Origin of the sequence: Romboutsia sp. BSD2780061687b_171204_C1, from assembly GCF_015560225.1 — a bacterium.
Lineage (GTDB): Bacteria > Bacillota > Clostridia > Peptostreptococcales > Peptostreptococcaceae > Romboutsia_C > Romboutsia_C hominis.
Genome location: NZ_JADMRK010000004.1, coordinates 39,577 through 55,609, shown reverse-complemented (window position 1 = coordinate 55,609; position 16,033 = coordinate 39,577). Strand labels below are relative to the sequence as shown.

The window sequence follows — 16,033 nt, the reverse complement described above, 5'->3', positions numbered from 1 at the left end:
AAGATTTAGAAAAAGATAAAAAATTATCTTTATTAAGAAAGGATGAATATGAATACCTTATTGTTTACCAGTATAATCATAATTTTATCAGGTACAATTTTATTTCTAGTAGAAAAAAGAAGTTTTCTAACAGGGCTTATATTAATAATTGGATTTTTAGGAATAACTTTTTATACATTAGCAACTTTATCAGATAAAAGTAATATTGCTAACACTTTAATACTTTTAATAGTCTATGGGTTAATACCTATATTAGTAGTAATATGTGCATTTTTATTTATTAAAAATGGAAGAAGTATGATAAAAAAAGAGGGGAAAAAGTTAGCAAATCTTCTTTCGTTAATTATAGGTATATATATATTTATTATGATATTTCTTAGTTACGTATTGATATATCATGGTAATAAATTAAATGTATTTACTTATATGGTTATTATATCAAAAATCGTAATGTCAGTATATTTAGGATTTATGTTTATAAGCTATTTAATTTATTCATATATATACCAAGTGATACCAGTAAGAAACAATATAAATTATATAATAGTTCTTGGTTCTGGATTGATTGGAGATAGAGTACCACCTCTTTTAACAAAGTAGATTAGATAAAGGAATTGATATATATAAAGATCAAAAAGACAGAGGGAATTTACCTAAGATAATTGTATCTGGAGGTCAAGGTCCAGATGAGTTAGTTTCAGAAGCATATGCTATGAAAAAATACTTAATATCACAAGGTATAAATAATGAAGATATTATTGCTGAGGATAAATCCACAACAACGTATGAGAACATGAAGTTTTCTAAGGCAATTATGGATAAATCAGGTAATTATAAATGTATTTTTGTAACTAATAATTATCATGTATTCCGTGCATCAATATTTGCTCGTAAGGTTGGATTAAAGGCAAATGGTGTAGGAGCTCCTACAGCTTTTTATTTTCTCCCAAGCGCGCTGATTCGAGAGTTTATAGCTATATTGTTCATATATAAATGGTTAAATATCATTATTATACTTTTATATTTAGTCTTAGTTATTAATTCATTATTACCAATCAATTTTTAGTTTTAAATAACATCAATAATCTATTTATTGAATAAGTATAAGTATATATAAATAGATGGAGGTACTAGATATGAAGGTAAATTTACCACAATCTGCAATAAATTTATTAAAAGGTATAATAGAAAAAAAATAAAGATAAACCGGGCACAATAAGAATATATTTTGCAGGATTTGGATGTAGCGGAGCAATATTTAATCTAGCATTAGATGAAAAAGAAGAATCCGATGTGGAGTATTTTATAGATGGACTACATTTTGTTATGGATAAGTTAGAGTATGAGAAATATAAAGATGTGACAATTATAGAAACACCTAACGGATTTATAATAAATGTTGATAATATGCCTCAAGGTGCAGGCTGCCATGGATGCACTGGTTGTAGTTAATAGTATCAAATTTATATATTAAATAAGAAAAAAATATATATAATTATAATAAGATACTAAAGATGGTACAGTGATTAAATTGGCATAATAAATTAAAGAGTTTACTGTTAAATATATTAAAATTATATTATATAAATAATAACAGTTTGGGTATTATACTCAGACTTTTATTATGAATTAAATGTAGTTTTGCTATAGATATTTTATATTATTTTATAGATAAGCAACATTTATTAAGATATAATAAAAATAGCATGTATATGAAAAGAGGTATTAAAATGACAGGTTCAGATAGAAGAGATAAGATATTAAATCTACTAAAAAATAAAAATAAAGCTGTGAGTGGATCAAAACTATCAAGTGAACTTAATGTAAGTAGACAAGTTATAGTAGGAGATGTTGCTCTTCTTAGAGCTAGTGGCATCCATATTATATCTACTCCAAGAGGGTATATATTAAATGACAATAAAGAAGACAATTATATAATAAAAACTATAGCTTGTAAGCATGATAAAGAAGATATAGAAGATGAATTAAATACTATAGTTGATGAAGGTGTTATAGTTGAAGATGTAATAGTAGAGCATAGTATATATGGTCAAATTAGTGGCAATCTGCACTTAGAATGTAGAAGAGATGTAAAAGAATTTATAAACAAGTTAAATTCAAAAGAAACTAGCCCTCTATCTCATTTAACAGATGGTGTACATCTTCACACGATAAAGTGCAAAGATGAAAAAACTTACGAACAAGTTGTAAACTCTTTAACTGAAAAAGGGTATTTATATTAATCTATATTGTATATTAAAACTGAGATGAAACTATATAATTTAAATAAAAAGTAAGGGGGAACAAATCGTTCCTCCTTACTTTTTATTTAAATATAAATTAATATCCAATACTTTTTAAATATTGTCTTAGTATATTATTTGAATTATTAAACTTAGCCTTTTCTTCTTCAGTCATATCGATTTCTATAACTTTTTCAGCTCCATTTATACCTATTATAGTTGGGACACCTGTATATACATCTGTTTCTCCATATTCACCTTCAAGTAAAGCTGAAACTGGTAAGATTCTTCTTTCATCACTAAATATTGATTTTATGATTCCAACAACTGCTGAAGCTATACCATAGTAAGTAGTACCTTTTCTATTGTATACTTCCCAACCAGCTTTAGCAGTTTTTTCTACTAAATTATCTAAATCTATTTCTTTTTTTAGTTTTTTGTTTTCTTCAATTAAGGTTAAAAGCGGTTTACCTGCAATGCTAACATTTGACCAAGGAACCATTTGAGAATCTCCATGTTCACCCATAGAATATGCATGTATAGATCTTGTGTCCACTTCATCTAAATATTTAGATAAGAAGTTTTTTAATCTTGATGAATCTATGGTAGTTCCTGTTCCTATTATTCTGTTTTTAGGAAGTCCAGATAACTTCCATATATGATATGAAATTATATCAACTGGATTTGAAGCAACTACAAAGAAACCATCAAATCCTGATTTCATTATTTCCTTAATTACTGAGTTACATATAGAAGCACTAACTTCTAAAGTATCAAGTCTAGATTGACCTTGTTTAGGTGCTGGTCCTGCAGTAAATATAACAATATCAGCATCACTACAATCTGCAAATGTTGCTTGTCTTATTTTAGTTCTTTGAGACATAAATTCTACTCCGTGAGTTAAATCCCAAGCTTCGCCTTTAGCTTTTTCTTCATTTATATCAATCATTAAAAGCTCATCACATACACATTGATTAACTAGTGCAAATCCACAGCTAGACCCAACTAGTCCCGTACCTACTATTGCTATTTTTCTTAATTTTAAACACATAAGTCATCCTCCTAAAGTTGTCTTTTGTAAAGTGTTTTGAAATGAATTTATTTGTATGGCTTAAGAAATAAGATAAGCAACCTATAAATTTTATTAGTTAAGTCTATATTGGTTATAAAATCATTATTATATATTTATTTTATAAAAAATTATAAATTGATGTATTCGGCATTATTATACTGCTGAATCTTTATAAAGTAAAGGATGAATTGATAATAAAAGAATAAAAAATCATTAAATTATATAAAGTTAAAGTAGCTTTTGTATTATATTTTACTTAAAAATTTGATTATAGATTCATATATAGATAGCTAGTATTTAAAATAAAGTTATTATACAATATATAACTAGTAAAAGTGATGTTATATAGTTAGCAATTTTAACATTAAATTTAAAGTAAGATAAGTATTTTATTAACTTTGGTTTTAAGTATTTATTAAATATTGAATATATAAAAATAAGTGAAAATCCACTCAGAGTATATGAAGAAATATTATGTATAAATTGTGGTAAATGAAATATATTAACTGTGATAACAAGCATAAGCAAAGTAAATGTAGTTGAGAGTATGTTAGAGTATTCTTCAGGTTTTAATATATATTCATTAAAAAAATTTTTATCATCAAAATTTATAATTTCACTTACTATCTTGTCTATTGACATAAAATCATAGTCATTGGTATAAACTCCAACATCAACTAAGTAAAGTGTTATTTCTTCATATATATGAATAATTTTTTCTTCAAAAATTTTTCTTATCTTAAATATGTCTTTTTCTAATACATTGTATATTTCGGTTTTTATTATATTCTTAATATCCCTATTAGAATCTAATTTAGTTTTTATATAAAAGCTTCCATCACAAAGTAAAAACTTATCATTTTGATTTCTTATGATTATCCCAATATATTCATTCATAATATCACCACTCATTGAAAATTTATGTAAATTATAGCATATTAGTTGATATTATCAATATTAAAAAATTATAAATATGAATAAATTAATTTTATATATGTAAGCAAGCTTAAATGAATAAACATAAAAAAGTATTTGACAATTATAAATTTAGTCACTAAACTGTAAATATATATGTAAAGACACATGTAATATGAATTAAATATACTAAATTAAAAAATATATTTGGAGGAGAGATATGAGAACTAAAAATATTGTATTATCAGCACTTTTATGTGCAATGGGAATTATTATACCAATGTTTTCACCAATTAAAATAATATTAGAACCGGCATCTTTTACATTAGCTAGTCATATACCAATATTTATAGCTATGTTTATATCATCAAAGACTGTTCTATTTGTAACACTTGGAACTACAATAGGTTTTTTATTTGGTGGTTTCCCATTACCAATTGTAATTAGAGCACTAAGTCATTTATTATTTGTTAGTATTGGGTGTATTTACTTAAACAAAAATAGGGATCTTATAAAGAGTATAAAAAGTTCTTTAGGATATTCATTTGTTATAGGATTAATTCATGCTATTGGAGAAGTTTTAGTAATTATACCTTTTTATTTTTCATCAAACCTTTCGGAAGGATTTTATAATCAAGGTTTTTTAGTATCTGTTATAGGATTAATAGGAGTTGGAACTATAATACATAGTATGTTAGATTTCTCTTTAGCAGTTTATGTATGGAATATTCTACCTAAAGAGGTTAGAAATAAATATGTAGTAAAAACTCAAAACTAGACAAAATTTTATAGAATATAGTAATTTGGAATAATCAATAATTAAGCAAAAATGGTAAGTTATAGTATAAAATATTTTATGAACATATACATATAAATATATATATAAATTAATTTATTAAATTATAATTTCGATAATTATAATATATAATACTTATTAAATAATAAAAATAAGTAGAAAGTCTTTTATTAAGAATAGTGGAGGGACTGGCCCTATGAAGCCTGGCAACAGCTAACTTAGTTAGAATTGTGCTAAATCCTGCAGGAGTTTTCCTGAGAGATAAAAGGCATATTGATTTGTTGCGTTAATAAAAGGCTTCCTAGATAAAAGGGGCTTTTTTTATGAAAAATTATAACAAGGAAACTTTATGTGTAAGAGGGGGATATAAACCAAATGTTGGGGAGCCTATGGTGTATCCTTTGGTTCAAAGTACAACCTTCAAATATGAAGATCCAGACTTAGTGGCAGATATATTTGATTTAAAAGCAGATGGCCATATGTATAGTAGAATAAGCAATCCAACAGTAGCAAATTTTGAAGAAAAAATAGCATATCTTGAAGGTGGCGTCGGAGCAGTTGCAGTTAGTTCAGGACAATCGGCGGTGCTTTTAGCTATTTTAAATATATGCAAAAGTGGAGACAATATAATATCAGTATCATCACTATATGGTGGAACTTATAATTTATTTAATATAACTCTTAGAAGTTTTGGAATAGAAACAAAATTTGTATCCAATAATGATGATAAAGAATATATACTATCCTTAGTAGATGAAAATACTAAAGCTATATATGGAGAAACTATAGGAAATCCAGGACTAGATATATTAGATTTTAAGAAATTAAGTGAAATAGCTAAAAAGGGGGATATTCCTTTTATAGTTGACAATACAGTAGCAAGCCCGTATTTATGTAATCCTATAAATTTTGGTGCAAATATAGTTATACATTCTACATCAAAATATATAGATGGTCATGCAGTGGCACTTGGAGGAATAGTTATTGATTGTGGTAATTTTAATTGGGATAATGGGAAATATCCATTATTAAGTGATGGAGATGTTAGTTGTCATGATATTAAATATGTTGAAGAATTTAGGAAAAGTGCATATATAACAAAGTTAAGAGCATCACTGCTTAGAGATTTAGGTAGCACAATGAGCCCTTTTAATGCATTTTTAAGTAATCTAGGATTGGAAACACTTCATCTTAGAATGAAAAAACATAGTAAAAATGCTTTAGTATTAGCAAAGTATTTAGAAAATCATGAAAAAGTAAGCTGGGTAAACTATCCATACTTAGAAAGTAGAGAAGATTATAAGAAAGTAAAAACTTACTTAAAAGGTGGAAGTGGAATATTAACATTTGGTATAAAAGGTGGAATAAATGAAGCTAAGACTTTTATAAAATCTTTAAAATTAGTAGATTTAGCAATACACCTTGGATTTAATAAAACATCAGTACTTCATCCAGCTAGCACTACTCATAGCCAACTGTCTAATGAAGATAAGATAAAGTGTGGAGTTAGTTTAGAGATGATTAGAGTATCTGTTGGAATAGAAAATATAGATGACTTAATAAATGACTTTGATATAGCACTTAAGGAAATATAATATGACTGTATATCTTTGTAAAAAAATAAATGGAGCCAAATTTGTAGATAATTGTATAATAGAAAACAAAATTTATAATAAAAAGTTATATAGAAAATTTAGTTTAGATAAGATCAGCCCTCATTGTAAAACTATAGGTATACTAAATCTTATGCCTAATAAAGTAGAGACAGAGGCTCATTTATTAGAGTTATTTTCAAAAATGAATGAGGATATAAATATAAAGTTTATAAGGCTTAAAACGCACGTATACAAAAATTGTAATAGACTATATTTGATGAAAAATTATTATACCTTTGATGAAGTAAAATATGATTTAGATGGACTTATAGTTATAGGAGCTCCTATTGAAAAAATAGATTTCAAATAGGTTAAATATATAGATGAATTAAATTATATATTTGATTATTCTATTAAAAACTTAAAAAGTATGTTAAGTATATGCTGGGGAGCGCAGGCTTGTTTAAATCATATATATGGAATAAACAAAGAGATACTTGATAAGAAGATATTTGGAGTATATAAACATAATATACTTTGTGATGATGAAATACTCAAAAATATAAATAATGGTTTTATATGTGCTCATTCTAGGCACACTATATTAAATAGGAAGGATTTAAAAAATTGTAAATCTATAAAAATACTATCGACAACAGATGAAGGTATAGAGCATATTATAAAAGGGAAGTACAATGACTATTATATATTTGGACATCATGAGTATGATAAAGAATGCTTGAAAAGAGAATATTTAAGGGATAGAAATAAAAAAATATATATAGATATACCTAAAAATTATTTTATTGAAGATGATATGAACAAAGGAATAAGTGTAGATTGGATGGAACACAGCATTAAGATATACAATAATTGGATTAATATAATTTAATAAGAAATTAAGCAAGCTAGTTAGATAACTAGCTTGTTTAGTTTGGAAAAATAAGTACATAGTAATATTAAAAATCTATATGTATAATAAATATATTATGTAAATAATTAATATAAATTTTAAATAGGTGAAAAAATGCAAAATTATAATGAGATTAAACTAAAAGAATTAAAAAAATGGAAAAAGAAAATACGAAAAAAACCATCTATAATAGATAAAGCATCAAAAGAAACTCAAAATAAAATAAATTCCGTTTTACCTCAAAAGTACCACGAAATATTAACTGTAGCTATAAAAAATATGACTAAAATGGTTTTATTTGGGTCTAAGTATACTACTAAAAAACCTATACTAGATATATCTTTAGAAGAAAGAGATAATCTAGCTCTTGAAAAGATAAAAATTTATAAGAGAACTGCTATGATAGAAGGTGCTGGAACAGGGGCAGGAGGCATATTTATAGGGCTTTGTGACTTTCCATTACTTCTTAGTATAAAAATAAAGCTTATTTATGAAATTGCTAGCATATATGGATTTGATACAAATGATTATAAAGAAAGATTATATATATTAAACATATTTCAGCTTGCTTTTTCAAGTAAAGAGCATGTAAACTATGTATTTGAAAATATGGAATGCTTTGATGATTTTAAACATAAGTTATCTGATGATATTAATGCATTTGATTGGAGAAGCTTTCAACAAGAGTATAGAGATTACATTGATTTAGCAAAGTTATTTCAGTTAGTGCCAGGAATAGGAGCTTTTGTTGGGGCATATGTAAACAATAAATTAGTAGATAAACTAGGTGAATATGCAATATATGCTTATCATATGAGAATATTAGATGATAAAGACCACGAGGCTAAGAAGGAAAACTTTATATATACAAAATATAAAAATTTTATTAATAAAATAACTTTATAATATATGCCAAGTAATTTGACTAGTATATTAATTTGTGTAAGTTTATAATGTGTATTTTAAATATAACATTAATATATAAAGTCTCATAAGATATTATAACTAGAGTAAAATAGTTTAGGGGGGGAGTAGCCATGGAAAGCCCTACAAAGAAAGTTTTAATAGATAGTAGTTATGGGAATATAAGTAAAGTAAACTCAAAAGATGAAGTAATATTAGTAGGAGTATATCCTTTTGAAGGAATCTCCTATGTCGATAATATAGAACTTATTTTAAAACCAGAAAATAGTGAGCATATTACTGTTAATATCAAATATTCTGGTTATAATATGCAACTATTTTTAGGAGATTTTACAGGAGACAATAAATCAGAAATAATGGTTAGAGGTGGATTCGGGGGGTCTGGAGGATTTGAAATTGGAGTTATATATAAATATGAAGATGGTAAATTAATAGAGATATTTAACCAAGATATATTTTATAAAAATAATAATTGTAGCGCAACTTTTAAAGATGATTATAAGGTAAGCGTAAATTGTGGAAAGAAAAAATATACAATAGATATTTCATCAAAAGAAAAAGAATATCTGGAGTATTTATATTTACCTAATAGTAAGCTTAAAAATGCAGTTGACGCATATGTAGATGCACCAAATGGAATTTTTCCCACAAAGCAAATTTACAATAATTATTATGAACTCTTAATACAACAAAGAGTAGTCGGAATATCTAATGCAGATACATTAGGTATTATACAAACGTATAGTAACTTAATAGATTCAAATATAAAAAACATATATAAAGGATTATTACTTACCGATTATAATTATAGGAAAAGACAAAGATATAATAAATTTATTACTGAAAAAGATGTAAATAATTATGACTTTAAAAATTTAAAAGGTAATTATTTAAATAGAAATAGTATTTATTCTGCAAGAGAGTTTAAGGTAAAGAAAGATAGTATGAATTTAATAGTAAATAATATATTTGAAGAAAAAAATACTTTATACCTTAATGGATATTTACTAAACTTAACAGAAAATACTATTAATGATATTAATAACTTTAAGATTGAGTTAAAAGATGCTACTGGCAGAGTATTTGCTAAAAAGATTTTTAAGAGAATAGACATAAATGGAGGTTTAGAACCATTTGAAGGTAAAAAAATATTACTGACTTTTTTTGGAGAAGAATATAATTTATATAATATAAACACAAGTAATGTAACGTTGGACTATGATTATGAGATTATATAAAAAACTAGCTAGATAGTTTTTTTTAATATATAATAAATAATTGCATACAAAAGATAAATATAAAAATTACATAGGAGGTATATCGTGCAGACAGAGTTAAGTAACAGAAATAAAGGCATAATATGTATAATAATTTCGGCATTTGGATTTGCTATGATGTCAGCCTTTATAAAATTAGCAGGAGACTTACCAACTTTTCAAAAGACATTTTTTAGAAATTTAGTTTCTTGTGTAGTAGCATTTATAATGGTTACAAAAGCAAAACAAAGTTATTTTGGAAGTAGGGAAAATAGAAGATTATTAAACTTAAGATCAGCATTTGGCACACTTGGTATAATATTTAATTATTATGCAATAGATAGAATGGTGTTATCAGATGCCAATATGTTAAATAAGTTAAGTCCATTCTTTGTTATAATATTTTCTGCGTTATTTTTAAAAGAAAAGATAAAAACTAATCAAATAGCTGCTGTATTAGTGGCATTTGTAGGAGCTTTATTTATAATAAAACCAACATTTGATTTAGAAATGTTACCATCAATTGTGGGTGTAGCAGGTGCTTTATGTGCGGCATCAGCATACACTTGTCTTAGGGTATTAGGTAAAAAAGAAAATGGAGCGACTGTAGTATTTTATTTTTCTTTATTCTCATTAGTTGTAATATTTCCGATAATGATTATGACTTATGAGCCAATGAGTATGATACAACTTATGTATTTACTTCTTGCAGGGGTATTTGCGACTGTAGGCCAATTTGGTGTAACTTGGGCTTATAAATATGCGCCAGCTAAAGAGATATCTATATTTGATTATTCTAATATAATATTCTCTGCAATAATAAGTGTAGTATTATTTAGTGTATTTCCCGATAAGTTTAGCGTATTTGGATATTTTGTAATATTTAGCGCATCGTTTTATATGTTTATGTACAATAAAAAAAGTGAAGAATGTAATTAAAGTGAGGTTATTATACCTCACTTTAATTATTATTTAAAATAATGATTTCACCTTGAAGAAATACAAAAAATTATAAAAAATTACAAAAAGTTACAAAATATGCAAAAATATTGAAAAAGAAAGCGTTTTTATATATTTTTAATTATAAAGTATTTTGATATTTGGAGGTAAAACAAGGCTATGATAAGAAATATAAAGAAAAATAGCGCAAAAGCATTTGTAATTTCAATGTTATTTGTAGCTATGGGTTCAACATCTTATGCTTGGGATGGTAAAAAAGATGGGACAGGAACGCACGCTTTAATTGCAACTCAAGCAGTTAAAATGATTGAAAAAGATTTAAGCAAATCAGAACCTCAATTATTAAAGTCAAATCTTGATATTCTAAAATCTAACTTAAGAGACTTACAACTTGGATCGACATATCCAGATTATGATCCAAATGCTTATGATTTATATCAAGATCATTTTTGGGATCCAGATACTAAAAATAATTTTACACTTGATAATAAGTGGTATGTGGCATCACCTATATATGATAATGCAGAATCACAAGTTAGAAAATTTACAACTGATGCAAAAAATGAGTGGGAAAAAGGTAATTATAAAGAAGCTACTTTTTTATTAGGACAAGGATTACATTATCTTGGAGATCTGAATACTCCTTATCATGCAGCCAATATTACAGCTGTTGATAGTATAGGACATGTAAAGTTTGAAAGTTATGTTGAAGAACGAAAAGAAAATTATGCAATAGATTCAATGAATTATAATACAGAAAATGGTGCTTATAAATATGCATTAGAAAATAAAGATTTTGATGCTTGGATGAGTGAAAATTCTTATGAATATGCAAAAAAAGCTAAGAATTTATATTATGGTTATTCAACAATGAAAAATTCAACAAAAGATTGGGAATATTCGGCAGTAGAATCTATGAAAAACTCTCAGATCAGTTCAGCTAAGCTTATATATAGATTTTTAAATGAAGTATCTAATACTATAATAGATTCTTCAGATACTAAGAACTTAAACGAATTTAATGTTATTTTAAAAACTTCAAATGAAAAATATGCAGGAACTGATGATTTCGTATATTTTGGATTTGAAACTTCTGATAATAAAAAATATGAATGGAAGTTAGATAATGCAGGAAATGATTTTGAAAAAGGTCAAATAGATAATTATATAATAAAGCTTAAAGATGGAAAAAATATTGATTTAAGTAAGATAAATAACTTCTGGATAAGAAAAAATAATTTTGTTACTAATGGTGATGATTGGAGTGTTGATAATATTAAAATCTTATCAAGAGGAAAGGTCATATTAGAAAAAAATATACATAAAACATTACGAGGAAATGAAACATATAGTATAAATAAGTAAATAGCAAAAAGCCTTAAAGTTGGATTTAATAATATTTAACCACTTTAAGGCTTTATTTACTATAATAGAAAATATATTAAAAATATGTATAAATAATTTAATTATATTGAAAATAAAAAAATTTCTGATATACTTTTATAAATATGCTTTTTATTTAAGTTATATTTAAAAATACATACTATTAAGTGATATTAATCTAGTTTATTTTGTTTACAAAAGAGGTGAAATATTTGGAAAAGAGAATAGATTTAACTAATGGTAAGATATTAGATAAATTAATAAAGTTAGCACTTCCTATAATGGGGACGTCATTTATACAAATGGCTTATAACATGATAGATATGATCTGGGTCGGCAAGGCTGGTAGTAGTGCAGTTGCAGCAGTTGGAACAGCAGGATTTTTTCCTTGGTTAGCTATGGCATTTGTAATGATATCCAAAATTGGTGGGGAAGTTAAAGTTGCACAAAGTATTGGTGAAGGAAATCTTGATAAAACGAGATCTTATATAAAATCAGCTATAGAAATAAATATTATACTATCAACATTATATACATTATTTTTAATAGTGTTTAATAAAGGATTAATAGGATTTTTTAGATTAGGCGATATAAAAGTTATAGATATGTCTAGAACATACTTATATATAGTATCTTTAGGAATGATATTTTATTTTATAAATCCAGTATTTACAGCTATATTTAATGGAATGGGTAATAGTAAAACTCCATTTAAAATAAATGCGGTAGGTCTTATAACTAATATTATACTAGACCCAATACTTATACTTGGTTTGTTTGGTTTTCCTAAACTTGGAGTAGCAGGAGCTGCTATTGCAACAGTCGTAGCACAAATAGTAGTTACATCTTTATTTATATATAGAATAAAAAAGGATGATTATGGATATTTTAAAATAAAACTATTTAGAAATATAGAAATAACATATTATAAAATACTATACAAAGTAGGGCTTCCAGTAGCTCTACAAAGTGGATTGTTTACAGGATTTTCTATGTTACTAGGAGTGGTTGTGGCGTCATTTGGACCAGTAGCAGTAGCTGTTCAAAAAGTAGGATCTCAAATAGAGTCTATATCATGGATGACAGCAGAAGGTTTATCTTCATCTTTATCTAGCTTTATTGGGCAAAATTATGGGGCTAAAAAGTTTGACAGAGTTAATAAAGGATTTAAGTTAACTTTAATATTAGCTATAATACTTGGATTTATAAATACTTTAATATTAGTCTTTTTAGGAAAGCAGGTATTTACTATATTTATACAAGAAGAAATGGCTATTAAAGAAGGAACTATTTATCTTAAAATACTTGGATATTCTCAATTGTTTATGTGTATAGAAATAATAACATCAGGAGCTTTTAAAGGGCTTGGTAAAACTTCAATACCATCTATAATAAGTATTATATTTACAGGACTTAGAGTACCAACAGCTTACTTAATATCAAATCCAAGATTACTTGGACTTACTGGAGTTTGGTGGAGTATAACTATAAGTAGTATAATTAAGGGAATATTGATGCTTGGTGTGTTTTTAGTTATGAAAAGAAAAAAGAAATTATATGATGATTATAATACTAAAGGAGAGTTAAGTCATCAGTATTAAAGAAGAGAGTACTTTCTATAAAATTTATAGTAAGTACTTTTTTTATATACAAATGATTTATATTAATTATAAAGTTGCTTAGATTTTTTTGCATAAAATAGAGTTGGAATTTAATTAATAATCTAAAAATTAGAAAAAAAACTAAAAATATATTATAAATAAAATTTTTGATTTATACTTAAAGAAGTACGTAAATTCTATAAGAAGGTGATGAAAGTGAAAATTGACATTAAAAAACAAATAAAAAATATGAAAATATTTCTTATATCTGCGATAGCTATATTTTCATTTATGATATTTGGAAAAGAAAATGTTTTAATAGGAATTGCGACAGTTTCTATAGCAGCTAGCATGTTTGGGGAGAATCACACAATAAATGTTCCAAGAAGAATAATCATATTATCTTTGATACAAATAGTTATAGGAGTTGCAGCTTATATTGCAAGTTTAGATATTTTTTTAGCATATATAGTTAGCTTGATTTTAAGCTTTTGGATATATTATAGATTTAGCTATGAACTTAAAACGCCAAAAACTGCTGGATTTATGATGTTATATATACTTTTACTTTATTATCCAGTAACATTTTCACAGATGCCTAAAAGAATATTAGCTCTTATATTTTCATCATTTGTGATAATGGCTTTATATTATATAATAACTAAATATAATTTTTATAAAGTTACTGATAAGCAAATTACAGGTGCTATAGACTTAATAAAAAAAGAGATAGATTTATTATTAGATAATAAAAATATAAAAGATGAAAACAAAAAAGTAAGTATCTTACTTAAAACTATACAAATCAATATATATGAGGTTATAGAAAAATCTAGTAAAGAATTAGATGATATATATATATTAGAAGTAATAGTAATACTATTAAAAAAAATAAATACTACCATAAGTTATATAAAGGAAAATGAAATATATGAAGATAGATTACTAAAATTAAAATGTATTCTTGAAGACGTAAATTTATATATCTTAGGTAAAAAAGATATAAAAGATATAAAAATTACATTTAGAAAATACTATAATGAATTAGAATTAGAAAATATAGAAGGTGATTTAGCTAGATATAATTACTATAACTTAAGGTTAGCTATAGATGAAACTTGTAGATATATAGAAGATAAATCTAGAGGTGAGAAGATAAGAAAGAGATTAAATTTACAAAAAAAGTTAAAATCAAATATAGATATATTTAAAAACAATTTTAACATGTCATCTCTAAGATTTAATATAGCCTTAAAGGCATCTTTAGTAATTTCTACATTTGTGTTTATAGTAGGTTATTTTAATATATACGAAGGTAAGTGGATAGTACTTTCATTAGCTTTAATATTGCTTCCATATGCAGAACAAGGAAGTAAAAAGGCTATTGATAGAGTTGTAGGAACAGTTGTAGGCGCTATAATATTTGAATTAATATATAGAATGATAGACAAAAATATAATACTAATCGGAGCCGTGTTTTTAATAGCATTATATTTTGCCTTATCTATAAAAAAATATAATATAAGATGTATATTTACAACTATGACTGCTATATTAGCTGTAAAAATGCTTCAACCAAGTGCTGTTATATTTAAATTATTAGAGGATAGAGTTATATTTGTTTTAATTGCAGCTATAGTTGCTTGGTTAGCTATGAATATGGTGTTTCCATATAGAATTAAAAATGATATGAAAAATATTATGAAAAAATATGTAGATTTTGATAATGAGACACTAGATTCAATAGTTCAAGGAACTATAAGTAAGAAGGATATAGAAACAATAACAATAAAAAATAATTATTTTTGGATGAGAATTAATTATATAAATAAACAGATGAATTTAAGTTGTATTGAAGAATTTTTAAGTAAGCAAAATGATATTTTTACAAATATAAACTTTACTATATTAATAAGTGGAAGTTCTAAAGATAAGTCTATTTTAATAAAAAAATTGTTAGAAAAGTTAAATCCAAATTTAAATGAAGAAGACTTATTTAAGGTTTATAAAAATATTTTTGAAACTTCTAAAAATGACTTAGAAAAATCATTAATAATAAGTTTATATAGAATTTACTTAGATAAAAAAGATATAGATATGCTTGAAAGTGAAATTATTGAAAAATTAAATATAGCTTAAATAATAAAAAGTGCTTTCTATAATTTTTAATAGATATAGAGAGTACTTTTTTATGTACAAGGATTTAATACTAAGAATAAAACTGTTGATAACTCATACATATAAGATATGTAAATATATCATAAAATGTAAAAAAGTATTTTGAGATGATTTGCTGACACATATTTTAAGAGAAACAAATTTTTATTAAATATATTTACTGTATATAAAAAATATTTAATAAATGGTAGAATTAA

Annotated in this window: 14 protein-coding genes, 1 pseudogene and 1 riboswitch; of the genes and pseudogenes, 13 read left to right on the top strand and 2 right to left on the bottom strand. The window is 25.1% G+C overall.

Annotated elements, in window-relative coordinates; all coding sequences use genetic code 11:
• Positions 1–48 precede the first annotated feature (48 nt).
• The 4 genes from I2H23_RS09475 (at position 49) to I2H23_RS09460 (ending at position 2,243) form a co-directional block, all read left to right on the top strand.
• On the top strand, positions 49–600 hold the full coding sequence (locus I2H23_RS09475; protein WP_195581554.1) for a hypothetical protein: 552 nt from the start codon (positions 49–51) through the stop codon (positions 598–600).
• 13 nt (positions 601–613) lie between these two features.
• Complete coding sequence (locus I2H23_RS09470; protein WP_195581612.1) at positions 614–1,066, top strand: YdcF family protein; 453 nt, start codon at positions 614–616, stop codon at positions 1,064–1,066.
• Positions 1,067–1,293: 227 nt separating this feature from the next.
• Positions 1,294–1,452, top strand: a complete 159-nt coding sequence (locus I2H23_RS15380; RefSeq protein ID WP_240275773.1) for a hypothetical protein — start codon at positions 1,294–1,296, stop codon at positions 1,450–1,452.
• A 260-nt stretch (positions 1,453–1,712) separates the two neighbouring features.
• A complete protein-coding gene (locus tag I2H23_RS09460) occupies positions 1,713–2,243 on the top strand; it encodes a transcription repressor NadR (protein WP_242977238.1) in 531 nt (176 codons plus the stop codon).
• A gap of 97 nt (positions 2,244–2,340) precedes the next feature.
• Here I2H23_RS09460 and I2H23_RS09455 read toward each other — a convergent pair whose 3' ends face one another.
• Together I2H23_RS09455 and I2H23_RS09450 are read right to left on the bottom strand one after the other, a co-directional pair.
• Entirely contained in the window at positions 2,341–3,294 is a 954-nt protein-coding gene (locus tag I2H23_RS09455; protein ID WP_166505551.1) for an L-lactate dehydrogenase, read from the bottom strand.
• Positions 3,295–3,612: 318 nt separating this feature from the next.
• Positions 3,613–4,212, bottom strand: coding sequence for a hypothetical protein (locus I2H23_RS09450; protein WP_166505550.1), 600 nt, complete (start codon positions 4,210–4,212; stop codon positions 3,613–3,615).
• Positions 4,213–4,450: 238 nt separating this feature from the next.
• Between I2H23_RS09450 and I2H23_RS09445 the strand changes: the two genes are divergently transcribed.
• The 9 genes and pseudogenes from I2H23_RS09445 (at position 4,451) to I2H23_RS15605 (ending at position 15,797) form a co-directional block, all read left to right on the top strand.
• Positions 4,451–5,008, top strand: coding sequence for a hypothetical protein (locus I2H23_RS09445; protein ID WP_195581553.1), 558 nt, complete (start codon positions 4,451–4,453; stop codon positions 5,006–5,008).
• 182 nt (positions 5,009–5,190) lie between these two features.
• Positions 5,191–5,294: riboswitch (SAM riboswitch) on the top strand.
• Between the two features lie 55 nt (positions 5,295–5,349).
• Positions 5,350–6,621 (top strand): O-acetylhomoserine aminocarboxypropyltransferase/cysteine synthase family protein, encoded by a 1,272-nt coding sequence (locus I2H23_RS09440; protein ID WP_195581552.1) that lies wholly within the window; start codon positions 5,350–5,352, stop codon positions 6,619–6,621.
• Position 6,622: 1 nt separating this feature from the next.
• Positions 6,623–7,513, top strand: a pseudogene (locus I2H23_RS09430) (homoserine O-acetyltransferase/O-succinyltransferase family protein).
• A gap of 135 nt (positions 7,514–7,648) precedes the next feature.
• Positions 7,649–8,440, top strand: a complete 792-nt coding sequence (locus I2H23_RS09425; RefSeq protein ID WP_166505548.1) for an EcsC family protein — start codon at positions 7,649–7,651, stop codon at positions 8,438–8,440.
• Positions 8,441–8,571: 131 nt separating this feature from the next.
• On the top strand, positions 8,572–9,696 hold the full coding sequence (locus I2H23_RS09420) for a hypothetical protein (protein WP_195581550.1): 1,125 nt from the start codon (positions 8,572–8,574) through the stop codon (positions 9,694–9,696).
• An 84-nt stretch (positions 9,697–9,780) separates the two neighbouring features.
• Positions 9,781–10,653 (top strand): DMT family transporter, encoded by an 873-nt coding sequence (locus I2H23_RS09415; protein WP_330615408.1) that lies wholly within the window; start codon positions 9,781–9,783, stop codon positions 10,651–10,653.
• 180 nt (positions 10,654–10,833) lie between these two features.
• The gene (locus I2H23_RS09410; RefSeq protein ID WP_092925475.1) at positions 10,834–12,039 is read left to right on the top strand and encodes a zinc dependent phospholipase C family protein; all 1,206 of its coding nucleotides are present in this window, start codon (positions 10,834–10,836) and stop codon (positions 12,037–12,039) included.
• A gap of 230 nt (positions 12,040–12,269) precedes the next feature.
• Positions 12,270–13,658, top strand: coding sequence for an MATE family efflux transporter (locus I2H23_RS09405; protein WP_195238152.1), 1,389 nt, complete (start codon positions 12,270–12,272; stop codon positions 13,656–13,658).
• Between the two features lie 216 nt (positions 13,659–13,874).
• On the top strand, positions 13,875–15,797 hold the full coding sequence (locus tag I2H23_RS15605; RefSeq protein ID WP_207741717.1) for an FUSC family protein: 1,923 nt from the start codon (positions 13,875–13,877) through the stop codon (positions 15,795–15,797).
• The last annotated feature ends 236 nt before the right edge of the window (positions 15,798–16,033 follow it).

Bases quoted from the DNA above. Each gene is read 5' to 3' on its own strand.
- I2H23_RS09475 (WP_195581554.1), top strand. From the start codon at position 49: ATGAATACCTTATTGTTTACCAGTATAATCATAATTTTATCAGGTACA.
- I2H23_RS09460 (WP_242977238.1), top strand. From the start codon at position 1,713: ATGAAAAGAGGTATTAAAATGACAGGTTCAGATAGAAGAGATAAGATA.
- I2H23_RS09455 (WP_166505551.1), bottom strand. From the start codon at position 3,294: ATGTGTTTAAAATTAAGAAAAATAGCAATAGTAGGTACGGGACTAGTT.
- I2H23_RS09450 (WP_166505550.1), bottom strand. From the start codon at position 4,212: ATGAATGAATATATTGGGATAATCATAAGAAATCAAAATGATAAGTTT.
- I2H23_RS09445 (WP_195581553.1), top strand. From the start codon at position 4,451: ATGAGAACTAAAAATATTGTATTATCAGCACTTTTATGTGCAATGGGA.
- I2H23_RS09440 (WP_195581552.1), top strand. From the start codon at position 5,350: ATGAAAAATTATAACAAGGAAACTTTATGTGTAAGAGGGGGATATAAA.
- I2H23_RS09425 (WP_166505548.1), top strand. From the start codon at position 7,649: ATGCAAAATTATAATGAGATTAAACTAAAAGAATTAAAAAAATGGAAA.
- I2H23_RS09420 (WP_195581550.1), top strand. From the start codon at position 8,572: ATGGAAAGCCCTACAAAGAAAGTTTTAATAGATAGTAGTTATGGGAAT.
- I2H23_RS09410 (WP_092925475.1), top strand. From the start codon at position 10,834: ATGATAAGAAATATAAAGAAAAATAGCGCAAAAGCATTTGTAATTTCA.